Source organism: Baekduia soli (genome assembly GCF_007970665.1).
Taxonomy (GTDB): domain Bacteria; phylum Actinomycetota; class Thermoleophilia; order Solirubrobacterales; family Solirubrobacteraceae; genus Baekduia; species Baekduia soli.
The window spans coordinates 4,374,171-4,391,094 of sequence record NZ_CP042430.1 but is presented as its reverse complement, the minus strand read 5'-3'; the positions used below and the strand labels follow the sequence as shown (position 1 = coordinate 4,391,094).

The 16,924-nt window shown below is 75.5% G+C and carries 14 protein-coding genes; 4 read left to right on the top strand and 10 right to left on the bottom strand.

All coding sequences use genetic code 11. The features are described 5' to 3' along the window. Positions 1 to 69: 69 nt before the first annotated feature. From kaiC to FSW04_RS21250, 4 genes are all read left to right on the top strand, one after another. Complete coding sequence (gene kaiC / locus FSW04_RS21265) at positions 70 to 1,533, top strand: circadian clock protein KaiC (protein ID WP_146922211.1); 1,464 nt, start codon at positions 70 to 72, stop codon at positions 1,531 to 1,533. 2 nt (positions 1,534 to 1,535) lie between these two features. After that, a complete protein-coding gene (locus FSW04_RS21260; RefSeq protein ID WP_146922210.1) occupies positions 1,536 to 1,898 on the top strand; it encodes a hypothetical protein in 363 nt (120 codons plus the stop codon). 77 nt (positions 1,899 to 1,975) lie between these two features. After that, positions 1,976 to 3,106, top strand: coding sequence for a hypothetical protein (locus FSW04_RS21255; RefSeq protein ID WP_146922209.1), 1,131 nt, complete (start codon positions 1,976 to 1,978; stop codon positions 3,104 to 3,106). A gap of 166 nt (positions 3,107 to 3,272) precedes the next feature. Then, positions 3,273 to 4,112 carry an FkbM family methyltransferase gene (locus FSW04_RS21250; protein ID WP_187368982.1) on the top strand — a complete coding sequence of 280 codons (840 nt, stop codon included), beginning with the start codon at positions 3,273 to 3,275 and terminating at the stop codon, positions 4,110 to 4,112. On the opposite strand, the gene FSW04_RS21245 is transcribed toward FSW04_RS21250, so the two are convergent. From FSW04_RS21245 to FSW04_RS21200, 10 genes are all read right to left on the bottom strand, one after another. Further along, positions 4,088 to 5,332, bottom strand: a complete 1,245-nt coding sequence (locus FSW04_RS21245; RefSeq protein WP_146922207.1) for an NAD(P)/FAD-dependent oxidoreductase — start codon at positions 5,330 to 5,332, stop codon at positions 4,088 to 4,090. The two genes, FSW04_RS21250 and FSW04_RS21245, sit on opposite strands and share 25 nt — an antisense overlap. Positions 5,333 to 5,334: 2 nt before the next feature. Further along, positions 5,335 to 5,832, bottom strand: coding sequence for a universal stress protein (locus tag FSW04_RS21240; protein ID WP_146922206.1), 498 nt, complete (start codon positions 5,830 to 5,832; stop codon positions 5,335 to 5,337). 1 nt (position 5,833) lies between these two features. Next, positions 5,834 to 6,274 carry a universal stress protein gene (locus FSW04_RS21235; protein ID WP_187368981.1) on the bottom strand — a complete coding sequence of 147 codons (441 nt, stop codon included), beginning with the start codon at positions 6,272 to 6,274 and terminating at the stop codon, positions 5,834 to 5,836. 67 nt (positions 6,275 to 6,341) lie between these two features. Next, positions 6,342 to 7,415, bottom strand: coding sequence for an acetate/propionate family kinase (locus FSW04_RS21230; protein ID WP_146922204.1), 1,074 nt, complete (start codon positions 7,413 to 7,415; stop codon positions 6,342 to 6,344). A 2-nt stretch (positions 7,416 to 7,417) separates the two neighbouring features. Next, positions 7,418 to 9,790, bottom strand: a complete 2,373-nt coding sequence (locus FSW04_RS21225; RefSeq protein ID WP_146922203.1) for a phosphoketolase family protein — start codon at positions 9,788 to 9,790, stop codon at positions 7,418 to 7,420. Beyond that, complete coding sequence (locus FSW04_RS21220; protein ID WP_187368980.1) at positions 9,783 to 10,703, bottom strand: universal stress protein; 921 nt, start codon at positions 10,701 to 10,703, stop codon at positions 9,783 to 9,785. The genes FSW04_RS21225 and FSW04_RS21220 overlap by 8 nt, the downstream gene beginning before the upstream one ends. A gap of 335 nt (positions 10,704 to 11,038) precedes the next feature. Beyond that, positions 11,039 to 12,766 carry a thiol reductant ABC exporter subunit CydC gene (gene cydC / locus FSW04_RS21215; RefSeq protein ID WP_146922201.1) on the bottom strand — a complete coding sequence of 576 codons (1,728 nt, stop codon included), beginning with the start codon at positions 12,764 to 12,766 and terminating at the stop codon, positions 11,039 to 11,041. Further along, positions 12,763 to 14,457, bottom strand: a complete 1,695-nt coding sequence (gene cydD, locus FSW04_RS21210; protein WP_146922200.1) for a thiol reductant ABC exporter subunit CydD — start codon at positions 14,455 to 14,457, stop codon at positions 12,763 to 12,765. Before cydD ends, cydC begins: the two co-directional genes overlap by 4 nt. Beyond that, entirely contained in the window at positions 14,454 to 15,560 is a 1,107-nt protein-coding gene (gene cydB, locus FSW04_RS21205) for a cytochrome d ubiquinol oxidase subunit II (RefSeq protein WP_146922199.1), read from the bottom strand. Before cydB ends, cydD begins: the two co-directional genes overlap by 4 nt. A gap of 15 nt (positions 15,561 to 15,575) precedes the next feature. Beyond that, entirely contained in the window at positions 15,576 to 16,901 is a 1,326-nt protein-coding gene (locus tag FSW04_RS21200; protein WP_321167667.1) for a cytochrome ubiquinol oxidase subunit I, read from the bottom strand. Between the last annotated feature and the right edge of the window lie 23 nt (positions 16,902 to 16,924).

The following is a 16,924-nucleotide window of genomic DNA, read 5'->3' as shown; positions in this document are numbered from 1 at the left end:
ACCTGTCCGACGCCGAGAAGGTCCGCTGGGGCCTCGGCCTCGGCGTGGGCGTGGGCCTTGAGGGGGGACATGAGCACGGAGCCGATCGAGGTCGGCCGGGTCGCATCGGGGGTCGAGGGCCTGGATCCCGTCACCGGCGGCGGCCTGCCCCACCGGCGCCTCACGCTGGTCTCGGGGACGGCGGGCAGCGGCAAGACGCTTCTGGCCGTCCAGTTCCTGGCCGCCGGGATCCTCGACCACGACGAGCCCGGAGTGTTCGTCACGTTCGAGGAGCGCCCGTCGGAGATCGCGCGCAACTTCCGCTCCCTCGGCTGGGATGTCGAGCGCTGGGAGCGCGACGGGGCGTGGACGTTCGTCGACGCCTCGCCCGACCTCGAGCCCGAGACCGTGGTCTCCGGCGACTACGACCTGTCCTCGCTCGTGCTGCGCGTGCGCCACGCCGTGCAGCGCTCGGGCGCGGCGCGCGTGGCCATCGACTCCACCGGCGCGCTCGTCGACCAGTTCGGCAACGCCCAGGTCGCGCGCCGGGCGCTGTTCCAGATCGGGACCGAGCTGCAGCGCCTGGGCGTCACGGCGGTCATGACCGCCGAGCGCCCCGACGACTACGGCGCCGTCACGCGCTTCGGCTTCGAGGAGTTCGTCGCCGACAACGTGGTCATCCTGCGCAACGCGCTGGCCGACGAGAAGCGCCGGCGCACGGTCGAGGTGCTCAAGCTGCGCGGCGGTGCGCACCTCAAGGGCGAGCACCTGTTCACGATCCGCCCCGGACGCGGCATGATCGTCGTGCCCCAGGAGGTCCTGAGCTTCGGCTACGCCTCCTCGCACCAGCGGCTGGGGTCCGGCGTCCCCGAGCTGGACCGGATGTGCGGCGGCGGCCTGCTGGCCCGCTCGCTGGTCCTGGTCTCCGGGCCGACCGGCGTGGGCAAGTCGCTGCTGGCCAGCCACTTCGCCGCCGGCGGCGCGCTCGACGGCCAGCGCGGCCTGCTGTTCTCCTTCGAGGAGTCCCGTGACCAGCTGGCGCGCAACGCGGCGGCCTGGGGCATCGACTTCGACGCGCTGGAGGCCGACGGCCGGATGCGCGTGGTCGCCCAGGCCCCCGAGGCCGCGTCGCTGGAGGACCACCTCCTGCACCTCAAGCAGGTCATGGCCGAGTTCGCGCCCGACCGCATCGCCATCGACAGCCTCACGGCGCTGCGGCGCGTCGCGACCGTCAAGAGCTTCCGAGAGTACCTGCTCGGCCTGAGCTTCCACATCAAGGAGCAGTCGCTGCTCGGGCTCATGACGGCCACGTCGCGTGAACCGTCGGGCCTGGACCTCAGCGGCGACCTGCACATGTCGACGGTCAGCGACGCGATCATCGTCATGCAGTACGTCGCCGACCACGGGCGCGTGGGGCGCGCGATCAACGTGATGAAGGTCCGCGGGTCCGACCACGACAAGGACATCCGCGAGTTCCTCATCGACGACACCGGGATGCACATCGCCGGGCGCCTGGACCTGCGCAACTGGCACGTGCTGCCCGAGGTCAGCTGAGCATGCCGGGCGCCGGCCACGACGTGGAGCGCGTCGACGCGCTCACGGCCCTCGTCACCCTGCGCCCCGGCGCCGGGACGCGGGCCGGGCAGGAGGTCGGCGAGCTGCTGGCGAGCCTGAAGGCCGAGGGGACACGGCGCCTGGTCGTCGACCTGCGCCCACCCGACATGCTCAACTCGAAGGTGCTCGACGCGCTCGTGCGCGCCGCAGAGGACCTCGACCCGCGCCAGGGCGCGGGGCTGGCGGTCATCACCAACCAGCAGTACGTGCGCACCATCCTCGAGATCACCGTGACCGGCGGCCTGCTGTTCGTCGCCGAGAGCCGCGAGGACGCGCTGGCGGCGCTCCCGCGGCCGCCGGCCTGAGCGACACGCCACCGGCGCGGGTGTCCGACGACGGCCCCCGCCCGTGACGTCGGACGCCCTCGTGCCGTTCGGTGGGCATGCGACCCCTCACCTCCCTCCCCACCGCCCTCGCCGTCGCCGCCGCGCTCGCCGTGCCCGCGGCGGCCGGCGCCGCCACCGACTTCACCGGCGTCACCGCGACCGGCGACGTGGCCACCTTCACGAACCAGTCGGCCGGCGGCCTGATGACGCTGGCCCACGGCGCCGGCCTGACCGCCGGCGCCCGCGTCGTCGGCCTGGACACCGCGCCCGGCGGCCGCCTCCTGGCGCTCGACACGACCGGGCGCATCTCCCAGCTCGACACGGGCACGGGCCGCTTCACCGCCCTGTTCGGCGGTACGCCGGTCCTGCCCGGCGTCCCCGACGGCGGAGCCGTGACGTTCTCGGTCGCCGCCGACGGCGCCACCGCGCTCGTCGTGGCCGGCGGCAACGCCTCGCAGGTCGACCTCGCCACCGGCGCGGCCGCCGCGACGACCGTCCCCGGCTACGCGGCCGGCGACGCCAGCGCGGGCAGGACGCCCGCGCTCGCCGTCGATCGCCTGCCCGACGGGCGCCTCATCGGCCTCGATGGCACGGCGGGCGACGCGGTGCTGCAGTCCGACGCCGGCCTGGGCAGCCTGCCCGCGGCCCGCGTGCCGCAGGGCGGCCAGACGACCGCGACCGTCGCGCCCGACGGCTCGGCCTGGGGCGTGCGCCGGATCCTGCTCAAGGGCTCGACGGCCAACCAGTCCTTCCTCGTGCGGCTGGACCCGTCCCGCGGCGCGGTGCCGACCGGGTACTTCTTCCAGCGCCCGTTCCAGGCCATCGCGGCCACCGGCACCTCGCCCGACGTGACCGGCAAGCCCAAGGCCACCATCAAGGTCGCCGCGCGTCAGTCGCTGCGCGACATCCGCCGCCACGGCGGCCTGCGCGTCTCGGTCACGAGCGCGGTCCCGGGCCAGAAGATCGCCTCGGCGCGCGTCGGCGGCCGCTCGGCCGGCTTCGGCTCCGACCTGGGCGAGCTGCCCGCCACGCGCGCGAAGGTCATCACGCTGGACGCGAGCACGGCGCAGCTGTGCCGGATCAAGGTCGGCAGCCACGTGCGGGTGCACGTCTCGGTCCACGGGCTGGCCCGGCCGATGTCGTCGACGATCGTGACCTCCGACCGCGTGGTGACCATCACGCGCTGATCCTCAAGCGCCATAGGCGCTGCTTATGGGTGTGAGCGTAAATGGGTCTTGGACTTCTGGATCGGTCCACGGCACCATGACGTTCCTCTCCTCCTGCGACGCCCCGCGAGTCGGCCTCATATCCCGCCGCTCGATCCCGGGGCGTTGCGCCTTTAACGTGTCCGCCGTGCCCAAGGACCTGTCGGAGGCCGCGCGCGTCGGGGTGCGCCTGGCGCTGGACATCGGATCGCGCAACCCGCTGCGCCGCGCCGCGCTGCTCGTCGCGCCGCTGCTCGTGGGATCGGGGCTGCGGCGCGGCCCGCTGCGCGTGCGGCTGCGCCTCGCCGGGGGCGAGCGCGACTTCGTCGTCCCGGACCTCGCGGGCTTCCTGGTCCTGTGGGAGGTCTTCAGCGAGGGCGCCTACGCCGACGGGCTGCCGGCCGGCGCGCGCACGATCGTCGACCTCGGCGCCAACAGCGGTGCGTCGGTGCTGTTCCTGGCCGGCCGCTACCCCGGCGCGCGCATCGTGGCGGTCGAGGCCGGCCCGGCGGTGTTCGGGGTGCTGGAGGCCAACGTCGGCGGGCTGCCCGGCGTGCGCTGCGTCCACGGCGCGGTCACGTCGACGGGCGAGCCGGTGACCTTCCACGACGCCGGCGAGAGCTGGGGCGGCTGGACCCACGCGCCCGGGAGCGCCGACGATCCCGCGCCCGCGGGCCCGGCCCAGGTCGTGGCGCCCGTCGACCTGGACGCCCTGATCGCCGAGGCGGGGCCCGTGGACCTGCTCAAGATCGACGTCGAGGGTGCGGAGTTCGACGTGCTGCCGGCCTGCGCCGGGCTCGACGCCGTCGGGACGATCGTCGGCGAGATCCACGCGGCGGCCGGCGACCCGCGGACGGTCGCGCTGCTGGAGGTCGTCGGCCGCGGCCGACGGGTGACGATCACCTCGCCGCCCGGCCGTTACACGACGTTCGTCGCCGGGCCGTCGGCCGGCGACGACGGCGGTCAGCGCCCGCGCGTGGGGGAGTAGGGGTCCAGGCGCATCGCCTCATGGCCGATCTCGTAGTCGCTGGGCAGCGCGACCTCGACGTCGATGTGCGCGCCCTCGGGCGCGGCGGCGGCCGAGGCGCCCTCGAGCTCCTCGAGCCACGGGGACAGGTAGCGGCCGTCGACCTTGCGCGGCGCCGACCACAGGTGCAGGTCCGACGTCGTCTCGCTGCCCGCGTCGGGCAGGGGCTGCTCGAGGTACTGGCTGCCCCGGCCGGTGAGCAGGTGCCCGCGCAGGACCGGGCGGAACGGCTGCGGCGTCACATCGGCGCCCGCGGCGGCCGCGAGCACCTCGGCGATGGCGTCGGCCATCTGGCAGGCCAGCCCGCCCTGCTTGACCGGGAAGGTCGTGCCGTCGCCGGCGGCGTAGACGTCCTCGACGCCGCGCACGCGGCCGTGGTCGTCGACCGGGATGAACCCGCGCTCGTCGCCGGGGACGCCGGAGATCTGCGGGCCCTCGATGGTGGGCAGCGCGACGACGCGCTCGGCGTCCAGGCGATCGCCGCCGGGCAGCAGCTCCAGGCGCCCGTCGTGGCCCGCCTGCGCGTGGGTGTCGCCGCGGAACGCGATGCCCGCCGAGGCCAGCAGGCCGGCGACCGCCTCGCTCGCGGGGACCCCGAAGAGGCTCAGCGGCGTGGGCTCGGGCGAGATGACCTGCAGCGCGACGTCGTCGATGCCCATCGAGCGCACCTCGCGCGCCGTCATGAGCGCGAGCTCGTAGAGCGGCAGCGGCCAGGTCGTGCCGGGCGGCACGACGAAGGCGACCGACCGGGTCCAGTGCTCCTCGAGGTCGGCGAGCAGCCCGTTGTAGGCGACCGTCGTGCGGTCGCCGGTGAACGTGATCGCGCGCGAGAACGCCGTGCGGTGGCGGGCGCCGACCGCGAGGACCAGCGCGTCGTAGCTGCGCGTGCCGGTCTCGGCGAGGCGGACGGCGTGGCGGCCGGGGTCGACGGCGACGACCGTGTCGGCGACGAGCTCGGCGCCGACGCGCCGGGCCAGGTCGCGCAGGGAGTGGCGGCGGACGTGGTCGGCCGAGAACGGCTCGGCGGTGCGCAGCGGGCGCAGCTCGAAGTCGCGCTCGGGGGCGACGAGCGTCATCTGGACGCGCGTCCCGGCGAGGTCGTGCAGCGCGAGGGCCAGCTCGATCGCGGCGACCCCGCCACCGGCGATGACGACGTGGGGGCGGTGGGTGGCGGCGTGCATGGTCAGGCTCCTGGGGTGGGGTGCGCGGCGGCGGGCGGGACGACGAGGACGGGGCGATCGGTCGAGGCCAGCAGTGCTGCCGACACGCTACCGACGGCCCCGGGGCCCGCACCGAGGCCGCGGGAGCCGACCGCGATCGCGTCGGCGCCGTCCTCGCGCGCGGTCCGCAGCAGCGCGTCGGCCGGAGGGCCGTCCAGCGACCGCGCCTCGATGCGCACCAGCTCGAGGTCGGCGTCGGAGGCGGCGGGGATCTCGGCGAGCAGCAGCAGGCTGCGCCGGGCCCCGTCGGCCTGCAGCAGCTCGCGCCAGCGCGAGGTGACGTGGGGCGCGGCGGCCTCGTGGGCGTGGACGACGATCACGCGACCGTCGCGGGCCAGGCGGGTGGCGGTGCGCAGCGCGCCGCGGGCGGCGTCCGAGCCGTCCCAGCCCACGACGATCGTCGGGCCGGGCCGGCCGTCGGCGTCGCCGGCTTCGTCCTCGGCGGACGCGGCGTCGGCCATCTCAGCCGGGGACGACCGTGACGGGCCGGTCAGCGAGCGCCAGGAGCTGGCGGACCGTGTCGGCGTTGAAGGCGCTGTCGCGGTGGCGCCCGACGACGATGCCGTCGGCGTCCGCGGTCCGCGCCGCGCGGCACAGCGCGGCGGCCGGGGCGCCCTCGGCGACCTCGAGCTCGACCGTCACGTCGCCGAGCGCGTGCTCGACCGTCCACAGGGCGTCGAGCCCGGCCTTCGCCCGCGACGTCCATGCGCTGGCGGCGGGCCGCGGGATGGCGGGGTGCTCGGCGTGCACGACGACCACGCGCCCGCGCGGGGCGGCCTGGGCGGCGGCCCAGCGGACCGCGGCACCGGCCCCCGCCGAGCCGTCGTAGCCGACGACGAACGTCGGTGCCGCCGTGGCGGCGGGATCGGTCGTGGCGGTCGCGCCACGGTGCGTCTGGGGCATGCGGCGACGGTACGCTCCGGGGCGCGGTCCCGCCATCCGCCGTCCTCCGCGGCGGACCTGCGGGGGACTACCCAGCCGCCGCGCGCACCTGGCGGGCGATCTCGGCGTCCTCTCGCGCGGTGAGCACGTGGGTCCGCACGGCCGCGCCGGTGGCCGAGATGTCGGCGTCGTGGCGGGCGGCCGCGTTGCGCGCGTCGTGCAGCACGACGCCGAGGAAGCCCAGGCCGGCCGCCGCCCGTGCGCGCAGCTCGGGGGCATGCTCGCCGGCGCCGCCGGTGAACACGAGCGTGTCCAGCCCGCCGAGCGCCGCGGCCATCGCGGCGATCGCGGCGCGCAGGCGGTGCACGTAGGCGTCGCGGCCCAGCACGCAGCGCTCGTCGCCGGCCTCTGCGCGGGCGAGCACCTCGGCCAGGTCCGGCGTGCCGGCCAGACCGGCCAGGCCGGAGCCGTGCTCGAGGGCGTCGGCGATCTCGCCCGCGCCCAGCCCGCCGTCCTGCAGCAGCCAGAGGAGCAGGCCGGGGTCCACGCTGCCCGAGCGCGTGGCCATGACCAGGCCCTCCAGCGGCGTGAAGCCCATCGTCGTGTCGACGGAGCGCCCGTCGGCGATTGCGCAGAGCGAGGCGCCGGCCCCGAGGTGGCAGCTCACGACGCGGCCCGTGCCGAAGCGCCGCGCGACGCCCGCGTGCGACAGCCCGTGGAAGCCGTAGCGGCGCAGGTCCCAGCGCTCGCGCCAGGCCAGGGGCAGCGCATAGGTCGCCGCCGCCGCCGGCAGCGTCGCGTGGAACGCGGTGTCGAAGCAGGCCCACGCCGGGACGGCGGGCAGGGCGGCGCGCACGGCGTCCAGCGCGGCCAGCGACTTGGGCTGGTGCAGCGGGGCCAGCGCGACCAGGTCGTGCAGCCGGGCCTCCACCGCCCCGTCGATGCGGACCGCCGCGTGCAGGTCGGGGCCGCCGTGGACGATGCGGTGGCCGACGGCGTCGGGCGCCGCGGCGCCGGGCTCGCGCAGCGCGGCCTGCAGCGCGCCCGCGCCGGCGCGGCCGCCGGGGCTCTTGAGGTCGCGGGCCCAGAGCACGGCGTCGTCGGCGCCGACCAGGCGCAGGCGCAGGCTGCTCGAGCCGGCGTTGACGACGAGGACCCGCACGCTCAGCCCGCGGCGGGCGGTCCGCCGGGCCAGACCCAGTCGCGCACGGAGGCGGGGTCGTCGCCGGTCTCGCGCGTGAACGCGCGGTGGCGCAGGCGCTCGTCGCTCATCCGCTGGCGCAGGCCGGCGGCGCGCTCGCCGAGTCCGGGCACGCGGTCGATGACGTCGATGACCAGCCCGAAGCGGTCGAGGTCGTTGAGCATCACCATGTCGAACGGCGTGGTCGTGGTGCCCTCCTCCTTGTAGCCGCGGACGTGGAACTCGTGGTGGTTCGTGCGCCGGTAGGTCAGGCGGTGGATGAGCCAGGGGTAGCCGTGGTACGCGAAGATCACCGGCCGGCTGGTGGTGAACAGGGCGTCGAACTCACGGTCGCCGAGGCCGTGCGGGTGCTCGGTGTCGGGCTGCAGGCGCATGAGGTCGACCACGTTGACGACGCGCACCCGCAGGTCGGGCAGGTGCTCGCGCAGCAGCGCGGCGGCGGCGACGACCTCCAGCGTCGGCGCGTCGCCCGCGCACGCGAGCACGACGTCGGGCTCCTCGTCGACGGCGGTGCTCGCCCACGGCCAGATGCCGATGCCGCGCGTGCAGTGGGCGACGGCCTCGTCCATCGTCAGGAAGTTCAGCGCCGGCTGCTTGCCGGCGACGATGACGTTGACGTAGTCGCGCGAGCGCAGGCAGTGGTCGGCGACCGACAGCAGGCAGTTGGCGTCGGGCGGCAGGTAGACGCGCACGACCTCGGCCTTCTTGTTGACCACGTGGTCGATGAACCCGGGGTCCTGGTGGGAGAAGCCGTTGTGGTCCTGGCGCCAGACGTGCGAGGACAGCAGGTAGTTCAGCGAGGCGATCGGGCGCCGCCACGGGATGTCGCGGGTGACCTTCAGCCACTTGGCGTGCTGGTTGAACATCGAGTCGACGATGTGGATGAACGCCTCGTAGCAGTTGAACAGGCCGTGGCGGCCCGTGAGCAGGTAGCCCTCCAGCCAGCCCTGGCAGAGGTGTTCGGAGAGCACCTCCATGACGCGGCCGTCGGGCGCGAGGTGCTCGTCGCCGTCGCGGATCTCGGCGGCCCACGCGCGGTCGGTGGCCTCGAAGACGGCCGACAGGCGGTTGGACGCCGTCTCGTCGGGGCCCATGATCCGGAACGTCTGCGGGTTGGAGCGCACGACGTCGCGCAGCCACGTCCCGAGCACGCGCGTGGCCTCGCTCGTGGAGCGGGCCGGGGCGGGGACGTCGACGGCGTAGGCGCGGAAGTCCGGCAGCTCGAGGTCGGCGAGCAGCAGGCCGCCGTTGGCGACGGGGTTGGCGCCCATGCGGCGCGGGCCGTCCGGGGCCAGCGCTGCGATCTCGGGCCGCAGGGCTCCACCGTCGTCGAACAGCTCCTCGGGCCCGTAGGACCGCATCCAGGCCTCGAGCTGGGCGAGGTGCTCGGGGTGCTCGCGCAGGCCGGCCAGCGGGACCTGGTGGGAGCGGAAGGAGCCCTCGGCGGGCAGGCCGTCCACGGTCTTGGGGCCGGTCCAGCCCTTCGGGGTGCGCAGGACGATCATCGGCCAGCGCGGCCGCTCGCGGACGCCGTCCTCGCGGGCGCGGCGCTGGATCGCGGCGATCTCGGCGACGACCTCGTCGAGGGTCGCGGCCAGCGCCTGGTGCACGGCGGCGGGGTCGTCGCCGCTCACGAAGTACGGCGCGTGGCCGTAGCCCTCCAGCAGCGAGCGCAGCTCGGGCTCGGGGATGCGGGCCAGGACCGTGGGGTTGGCGATCTTGTAGCCGTTGAGGTGCAGGACCGGCAGCACGGCGCCGTCGCGGACCGGGTCGACGAACTTGTTGGAGTGCCAGCTGGCGGCCAGCGGGCCGGTCTCGGCCTCGCCGTCGCCGATGACGCAGCAGACGAGCAGGCCGGGGTGGTCGAACGCGGCGCCGTAGGCGTGGACGAGCGCGTAGCCGAGCTCGCCGCCCTCGTGGATGGAGCCCGGGGTCTGCGGCGCGACGTGGCTCGGGATGCCGCCGGGGAACGAGAACTGGCGGAACAGGCGCCGCAGGCCCTCCTCGTCGTGGCCGATGTGCGGGTAGATCTCGGTGTAGGTGCCCTCGAGGTAGGTGCTCGCCACGAGCCCGGGCCCGCCGTGCCCGGGCCCGGTGACGAACAGCGCGTCGAGGTCGTCGCGGCGGATGACCCGGTTGAGGTGGGCGTAGAGCAGGGTGAGCCCGGGGGTGGTGCCCCAGTGGCCCAGCAGCCGCGGCTTGACGTGGTCCAGGGTCAGCGGCTCGCGCAGCAGCGGGTTGTCGAGCAGGTAGATCTGTCCGACGGAGAGGTAGTTGGCCGCGCGCCACCAGGCGTGCAGGAGCTCGAGCTCCTTCGGCGCCAGCGCCTCACCCATGGGCGCCGGCGGACTCGGCGGAGGCCGGGGCGCCGGCGGGCGCCTCCGCGCCGCGCGGCACGACGAGCACGGGGCAGTGCGCGTGGTGGATGAGGTGGTCGGCCGTGCTGCCCAGCACGACCTGGCGGACGGGTCCCCAGCCGCGCGAGCCGCAGACCATGAGGTCCACGCGCGCGGCCAGCTCGCCGAGCGTGGCGCGGGTGCGGCCGACGACGGCGACGCCCGTCGCCGGGACCGGCAGCGCCTCCAGGCGGTGGTCCAGGGTGGTCTGCGAGGCCTCGCGCAGGTCCTCCATGAGACCCACGATGTCGAAGCCGGTGCGCGCGGGCACGAAGCCCAGCTCGATGCCCTCGGCGACCTGGAGCGTCGCGCCGAGCTCCTGGGCCAGGGCCGCCGCGAGCTCCAGGGCGTGCACCGACTCGGAGGAGCCGTCGAAGGCGACGCCGATCGTCGCCGGAGTCCCGGCAGCCACGCCGCGCGGCGCGACGGCGACCGCGCACGGCGCGCCGTGCAGGACGGAGCGGGAGACGTCGCCGAGCAGGACGCGGCCGGCCGGGCCGCGGTGGGACGAGCCGACCACCAGGAGGTCGGCGTGCTCGTCGGCGGCGACCTGCTGCAGCCCGCGCGCCGGGGCGGGATCGGCGACGGTCACGGCGCGCAGCGTCTCGTCGCCGGCGGCCTCGCGCTCGGCGCGCAGCATGTGCAGCGCCTCCTCGCGCAGGGCGATGGCGAAGCCCTGGAGCGCGAAGCGGCTGCGGCGCTCGTCGTAGGGATACGCGCAGGCCAGGACCAGCTCGGCTCCCGGCGCCAGCGCGCGGGCCAGGGCGATGGCGTCACGCCCACCCTCGTGGCCGTCGACGCCGATGATGACCTTCGTGAACATGCGGACCTCGTGGTGGCGGATGGGCAGCACGCAGGCTCCCACGCCACGCCACCGGCCGCCATCGGGACCGAGCACGCCGGGCGCTGGGTACTTCGCCGCAGGGTGTGGGCCGCGGGTGCAGGCCAGGCGGGTCCGGGACGACAGGCGCCGGTGCCCCGCCTGCCGTATGGCGCGTTGATGGTGCATATCCCCACCCAGGCGCCATCGACCTTGCCGCCCGCGGGCGTGGGCGCACGACCCCGGGCGCCCGGGGTACCCCGGCGGGTCGCCGCTCGTCGCCCTCCCGCCGCGTCCGCCCCGCCGGCGGCGCCCGAACGGCGCGCCACGGGCGCCCGCGCCGCGCCGCGCCGCACCGGCCCTGCGCCCTACGCCATCACCTGCAGTGCCCGGGCCATCGTGGCGTACCGGCCGCCGGCCGCCAGGAGCTCGTCGTGCGTGCCGCGCTCGGCCACGCGGCCCTCGTGCAGCACGACGATCTCGTCGCAGCGCTCCAGGCCGGCGACGCCGTGGGCGATGACGAGCACGCCGCGGCGCGAGGACTCGGCCAGCAGCCGCTCGTGCAGGGCGCGTGCGGCCGGCGGGTCGAGGTGGGCGGCGGGCTCGTCGAGGATGAGCAGGCGCGCGTCGGAGACCAGCGCGCGGGCGACGAGCAGGCGCCGCCGCTGGCCGCCCGACAGCTGGGACCCGTCCTGGCCGACGTGGGTGTCCAGGCCCTCGGGCAGGCGGGCGACGAAGTCGCCGAGGCCGACGGCCGACAGCGCGGCGAGCAGGTCGCCGTCGGTCGCCTCGCGGTGGGCGAGCAGCAGGTTCTCGCGGATCGTGGTCGTGAACAGGCGCGCGTCCTGGGCGGCCAGCAGGACCGTGCGGCGCAGGTCGTCCTGGCGCAGGGCGCGGACGTCGGTGCCGCCGAGCGCCACGCGCCCGGCGTCGGGGTCGCGGAAGCGGACCAGCAGCTCGGCCAGCGTCGTCTTGCCGCTGCCGCTGGCCCCCACGAGCGCGACGGCGCGCCCCGGCGCCAACCGCAGGTCCACGGCCGCCAGCGCGGGCCGTGCGGCGCCCTCGAAGCGCGCGCCGACCGCCTCGGCCACGAGCTCGCCCTCGTCGGGCAGCGCCGCGGGGTCCGCCGGGTCGGTCACGGGGACCGGCGCATCGACGATCTCCTCCAGGCGCGCGGCCGAGCGCGCGCACGCCGCGAGCTGCTGGGCGGCCGCCGGCAGCGGCTGGACGGCCTCGAACGCGGCCAGCGCCATGAGCGCCAGCAGCCCGAGCCACGGCCCGGTCAGCCGGCCGTCGTGCACGGCGGGCAGCGAGACGGCCAGCACGCCGACGAGCGCGAGGCCGGGCAGCAGCGTCCCCAGGCCGGTGGCCAGTCCGCCGGCCAGCGCGTCGCGGCGCACGAGGCGGGCAAGGCGCGCGTCGGCGGCGCGGATGCGCTGCAGCCGTGCCTCGTCCTGGCCCAGGACCGCGAGTTCGGCCGCGCCGTCCAGCGCCTCGACGAGCTCGGCCGACAGGGTCGCGCGCGCCGGCGCCTGGCGCCGTGCGGCCGACCGCGCCGCGACGTGGGTCAGCGCGGGCACGACGGTGGCGGCGGCCAGCAGCGCGACGCCGAGCACGATCCCGGCGGCGGGCAGGACGGCGGCGCTGACGCCGACGGCCAGCGCGATGACCACGCCGGCGACGATCGGCGGCGCCAGCGCGCGCAGGTAGAGATGCTGGAGCTGGTCGACGTCGGCCACGAAGCGGCTCAGCAGGTCGCCGGCGCGCATCCGCGGAAGCCCGGCGGGCACGAGGGGCGCGAGGCGCACGTAGAAGCGCCGGCGCAGGTCGGCCAGCACCCGGAACGCGAGGTCGTGGGTGACCAGGCGCTCGGCGTAGCGCAGGACCGCGCGGGCGATGCCGAACGTGCGCACGGCCACGATCGCCATCGTCAGCTGCAGGATCGGCGGGCGCTCGGCCGCGCGGACGATGAGCCACCCCGAGGTGCAGAGCAGCCCGATCGCGGCGGCGACGGCGCCCGCGCCGAGGGCGACCCCGAGCAGGAGCCGGCCGCGCCGCGGCACCACGAGCGCGGCGGCGCGCGCCAGCGGCCTCATGCCGCCACCTCGCTCAGGGCCCCGGCGGTCGCGGCGACGCACGCGCCCTGCGCGCCGAGGTGGACGACGTGGTCGGCGATCGCCGCCAGCGCCGGGCGGTGGACGACGAGCAGCGTCGTGCGCCCGGCGGCCAGGCGCTGCAGGGCCTCACCGACGAGCACGGCCGAGTCCTCGTCGAGGTGGGCGGTGGGCTCGTCCAGGACGACCATCGGCGCATCGCGCACGAAGGCGCGCGCGATCGCCAGGCGCTGGGCCTCGCCGGCCGACAGGCGCCGGCCGCCGTCGCCGACGCGCGTGTCCAGGCCGCCGGGCAGGGCGGCGACGACGTCGCGGGCGCCCGCCGCCTCCAGCGCCGCGTGCAGCTCGGCGTCGGTGGCGCCCGGGCGGCCCAGGCGCAGGTTGTCGGCCACCGTGCCGGTGAACAGGCGCGTGTGCTGGGGCAGCCACGCGCAGCCGGCGCGCCACTCGCGGGCCGGCACGTCGAGGAGGTCGACGCCGCCGCAGGTGATGCGCCCGGCCGTCGGGTCGGCCAGCCGCAGCGCCAGCGCGGCGATCGTGCTCTTGCCGGCGCCGCTGGCCCCGACGAGCGCGGTGGTGGCGCCGGGGGCGAGCTCCAGGTCCAGGCCGTCCAGGACGGCGAGGTCGCGACCGGGGTAGGTGAAGCCGACGGCCTGGAAGCGCACGGCGCTGCGGTCCGGGCGCGGCGCGCGGCACGGATGGGCCGGCGCCGAGACGGCGCCCGGGGTCTGCAGCGCGTCCTGCAGCTCCTGGGCGGCCTGCAGCCCGTCGGCGCTGGCGTGGAACTGGGCGCCGACCTGGCGCAGCGGGGAGTAGAGCTCGGGCGCCAGCAGCAGCACGCAGAGGCCGGCCTCGAGGCCGAGGTGGCCGCCGGCGAGCTGCACGCCGACCGTGCCGGCCACCAGGGCGGTGCCGATCATGGCCAGCAGCTCGAGGACCAGGGCCGAGAGGAACGCGACCCGCAGGGTGCCCATCGTCTCGCGCCGGTAGGCCTCGCCGACCTGCTCCAGCGCCCGGGCCTGGGCGGCGTCGCGGGCGTGGGCGCGCAGCGTGGGCAGGCCGCCGACGACGTCGAGGAAGTGCGCGCTGAGCGTCGCCAGCGACCGCCACCGCGCGCGGGTGTGCGCCTGGGTGGCCATTCCGACCAGGGCCATGAACAACGGGATGAGCGGGATCGTCCCGGCGAGGATGAGCGCGGCGATCCAGTCCCCGCGCAGCACCCACACGAGGATCGCCGGCGGCACGAGCGACGCGAGCGCCAGCTGGGGCAGGAAGCGCGCGAAGTAGGGCTCGACGGCGTCGATGCCCTGCACGGCCAGCGCGGCGATCTCGCCCGTGCGCCCCTGCCCGTCGACGCCGGGGCGGCGGACGAGCAGGTGCTCGGCCAGGCGCCCGCGCAGGTCGCTCATGACCCGTGCGGCGCCGAACCGGCCGACGGCGTCGAACGCGCCGTCGGCCAGCGCCCGCAGCACGAGTACGCCGAGCAGCGCGAGGATCGACCCGCGCAGCGTGCCCGGCGCGTCGCCGGCGACCGCGCGGGCGACGACGTGGGCGAGCAGCGCGGCCTGCGCGACGACCACCACGGCGCTGAGCGCCGCGATGGCGAACGTCGCGCCGAGGTGGGCCCGCGCCGGGCGGCTGGCCCGCAGCAGGCGCGGGTCGACCGGCCTCACGACGCGCCGGGTGCCGTGGGCGCCGGCTCGTCGGCGTCGGCCTCACGGCCGCCGCCGGTGTGCCGGGCCAGCAGGTCGATCGGCGAGTGGATCTCGCCGAAGTCCTCGGCGCCCAGCCGGGCCCGGAAGACCCAGTACGTCCAGGCCTGGTAGGCCAGCACGATCGGGACGAAGACCACGGCGACGACCGTCATGACCGTCAGCGTGTAGTTCGTGGAGGACGCCGCGCGCAGCGTCAGCGACGGTCCGGGGCCGGTCGAGACCAGGGCGTTGGGGTACAGGTCGGCGAAGATCCCGCAGAACAGGAGCAGGATCGTCAGCGCGCTGAGGCCGAACGCCACGCCGGGGCGCACGCCGGCCCGCAGCGCCGCGCCGGCGCCGCACAGGGCGGCCAGCACGACGAGCACGGCCGACACGGCCTGCACGCCCCCGTGGTCGCCCTGGCGCACGATGGTCCACGCGGCGAACGCCACCACGGCCGCGGCGGCCATCGGGGCGAGGGCGCGCGCGGCGGCCCGGGAGCGCTCCTCGATGACGCCCGTGGTGCGCAGCGACAGGAACGACGCGCCGTGGGCGGCGAACAGGCTCAGGGTCACGACGCCGCCGAGCAACCCGTAGGGGTTGAGCAGCGAGAGGAGCGTGCCGTTGAACTCGCCCTGGGCGTCGACGGGCACGCCGCGGATGATGTTCGCCCAGGCGACGCCCCACAGCAGGGCGGGCAGCGCGCTGCCGATCGTCAGCGCCCACTCCCAGGTCGCGCGCCAGCGCGGATCGTCGTCCTTGCCCCAGAACTCGAACGCGACCCCGCGGGCGATGAGCGCCGCGAGGATCAGGAACAGCGCGAGGTAGAACCCGGAGAACAGGGTGGCGTACAGCTCCGGGAACGCCGCGAACGTGGCGCCGCCGGCGACGAGCAGCCACACCTCGTTGCCGTCCCACACAGGGCCGATGGTGTGCATGACCGCGCGCTTCTCGGGGTTGGTGCGGGCGACGTGGCGCAGCAGCATGCCGACGCCGAAGTCGAAGCCCTCCAGCACGAAGTAGCCGAGCCAGAGGATGCTGATCAGCAGGAACCAGATGACCTGCAGGGTGGTGGGGTTCATGGCGTCAGGCTCCGGCTAGTAGGCGAGGACGAGGTCGGGACGTTCGGCGTCCGCGGGCGGCACGTCGGTCCGCGGGCCGTGCTTGGCCTCGCGGACGAACAGCCGGCCGCCGATCGCGCCGAGCACGCCGTAGAGCAGCGTGTAGCCGACGAGGGTCACCACGATCTGCGCCGAGCTCACGATGGGGGAGTTGGCGTCGTCGGTGCGCAGCAGCCCCATCACCGCCCAGGGCTGGCGGCCCATCTCGGTGAAGAGCCAGCCCGTCGAGTTGGCGATGAACGGCAGCGCCGCGGCGGGGATGAGCAGCCGGAGCAGCAGGCGGCTGTCCAGCAGCCGGCCGCTGCGTGCGCGCCAGAACCCGAAGGCCGCCAGCAGCAGCATGATCGTGCCCGAGCCCACCATGAAGCGGAAGGTCCAGTAGGTCACGGCCACGATCGGCGCGTACTCGCCCGGGCCGTACTTCCTCTGGTACTCGCGGTTGATGTCGTTGATGCCCTCGACCTTGCCGTTGAAGGAGTTGGTGGCCATGAGCGACAGCGTGTGCGGGATCTTGATGTTGACGTTGAGGTGCTTGGGGTTGTGCTCGACGTGGCTGACGGCGAACAGCGAGAACGCCGCGGGCTTGGACGTGTTGAACAGCGCCTCGGCGGCGGCCATCTTCATCGGCTGCTGCCTCTCCATGAGCTGGCCGTTGAAGTGGCCGATGACCATCGTGCCCAGGGCGGCGACGGTGACCCCGCCGAGCAGGATGTTGGCCGAGCGCCCGAACACGTCGATCTCGTTGCGGCGCAGCAGGTGCCAGGCGCAGACCGCGAGCATGAGCATGCCCGCGGTGGCCAGCGCGCCGAGGATCGTGTGGCCGAAGGCGTAGAGCGCGGTGCTGTTGGTGAGCACGTCCAGGATGGAGGTCATCTCCGCGCGGCCGCTGCCCGCGTTGAGCTTGTAGCCCACGGGGTGCTGCATCCAGGAGTTGGCGGCCAGGATGAAGTAGGCCGACAGCATGGTGCCGCCGGCCAACGCCCAGATCGACGCGAGGTGGATCCTGGGCGACAGCTTGCCGCGGCCGAACAGCCACAGGCCGATGAACGTGGACTCCAGGAAGAAGGCGGCGAGCCCCTCCATCGCCAGCGGGGCGCCGAAGATGTCGCCGACGTAGCGCGAGTAGTTGGACCAGTTCATGCCGAACTGGAACTCCTGGACGATGCCGGTCACCACGCCCACGGCGAAGGAGATGAGCATCAACTTGCCCCAGAACTGGGTCATGCGTGCGTACACCTCCCGGCCCGTGCGGTAGTGCAGCGTCTGGCAGACGGCCACGAAGACGGCCATCCCGATGGTCACGGGGACGAAGAAGAAGTGGAAGT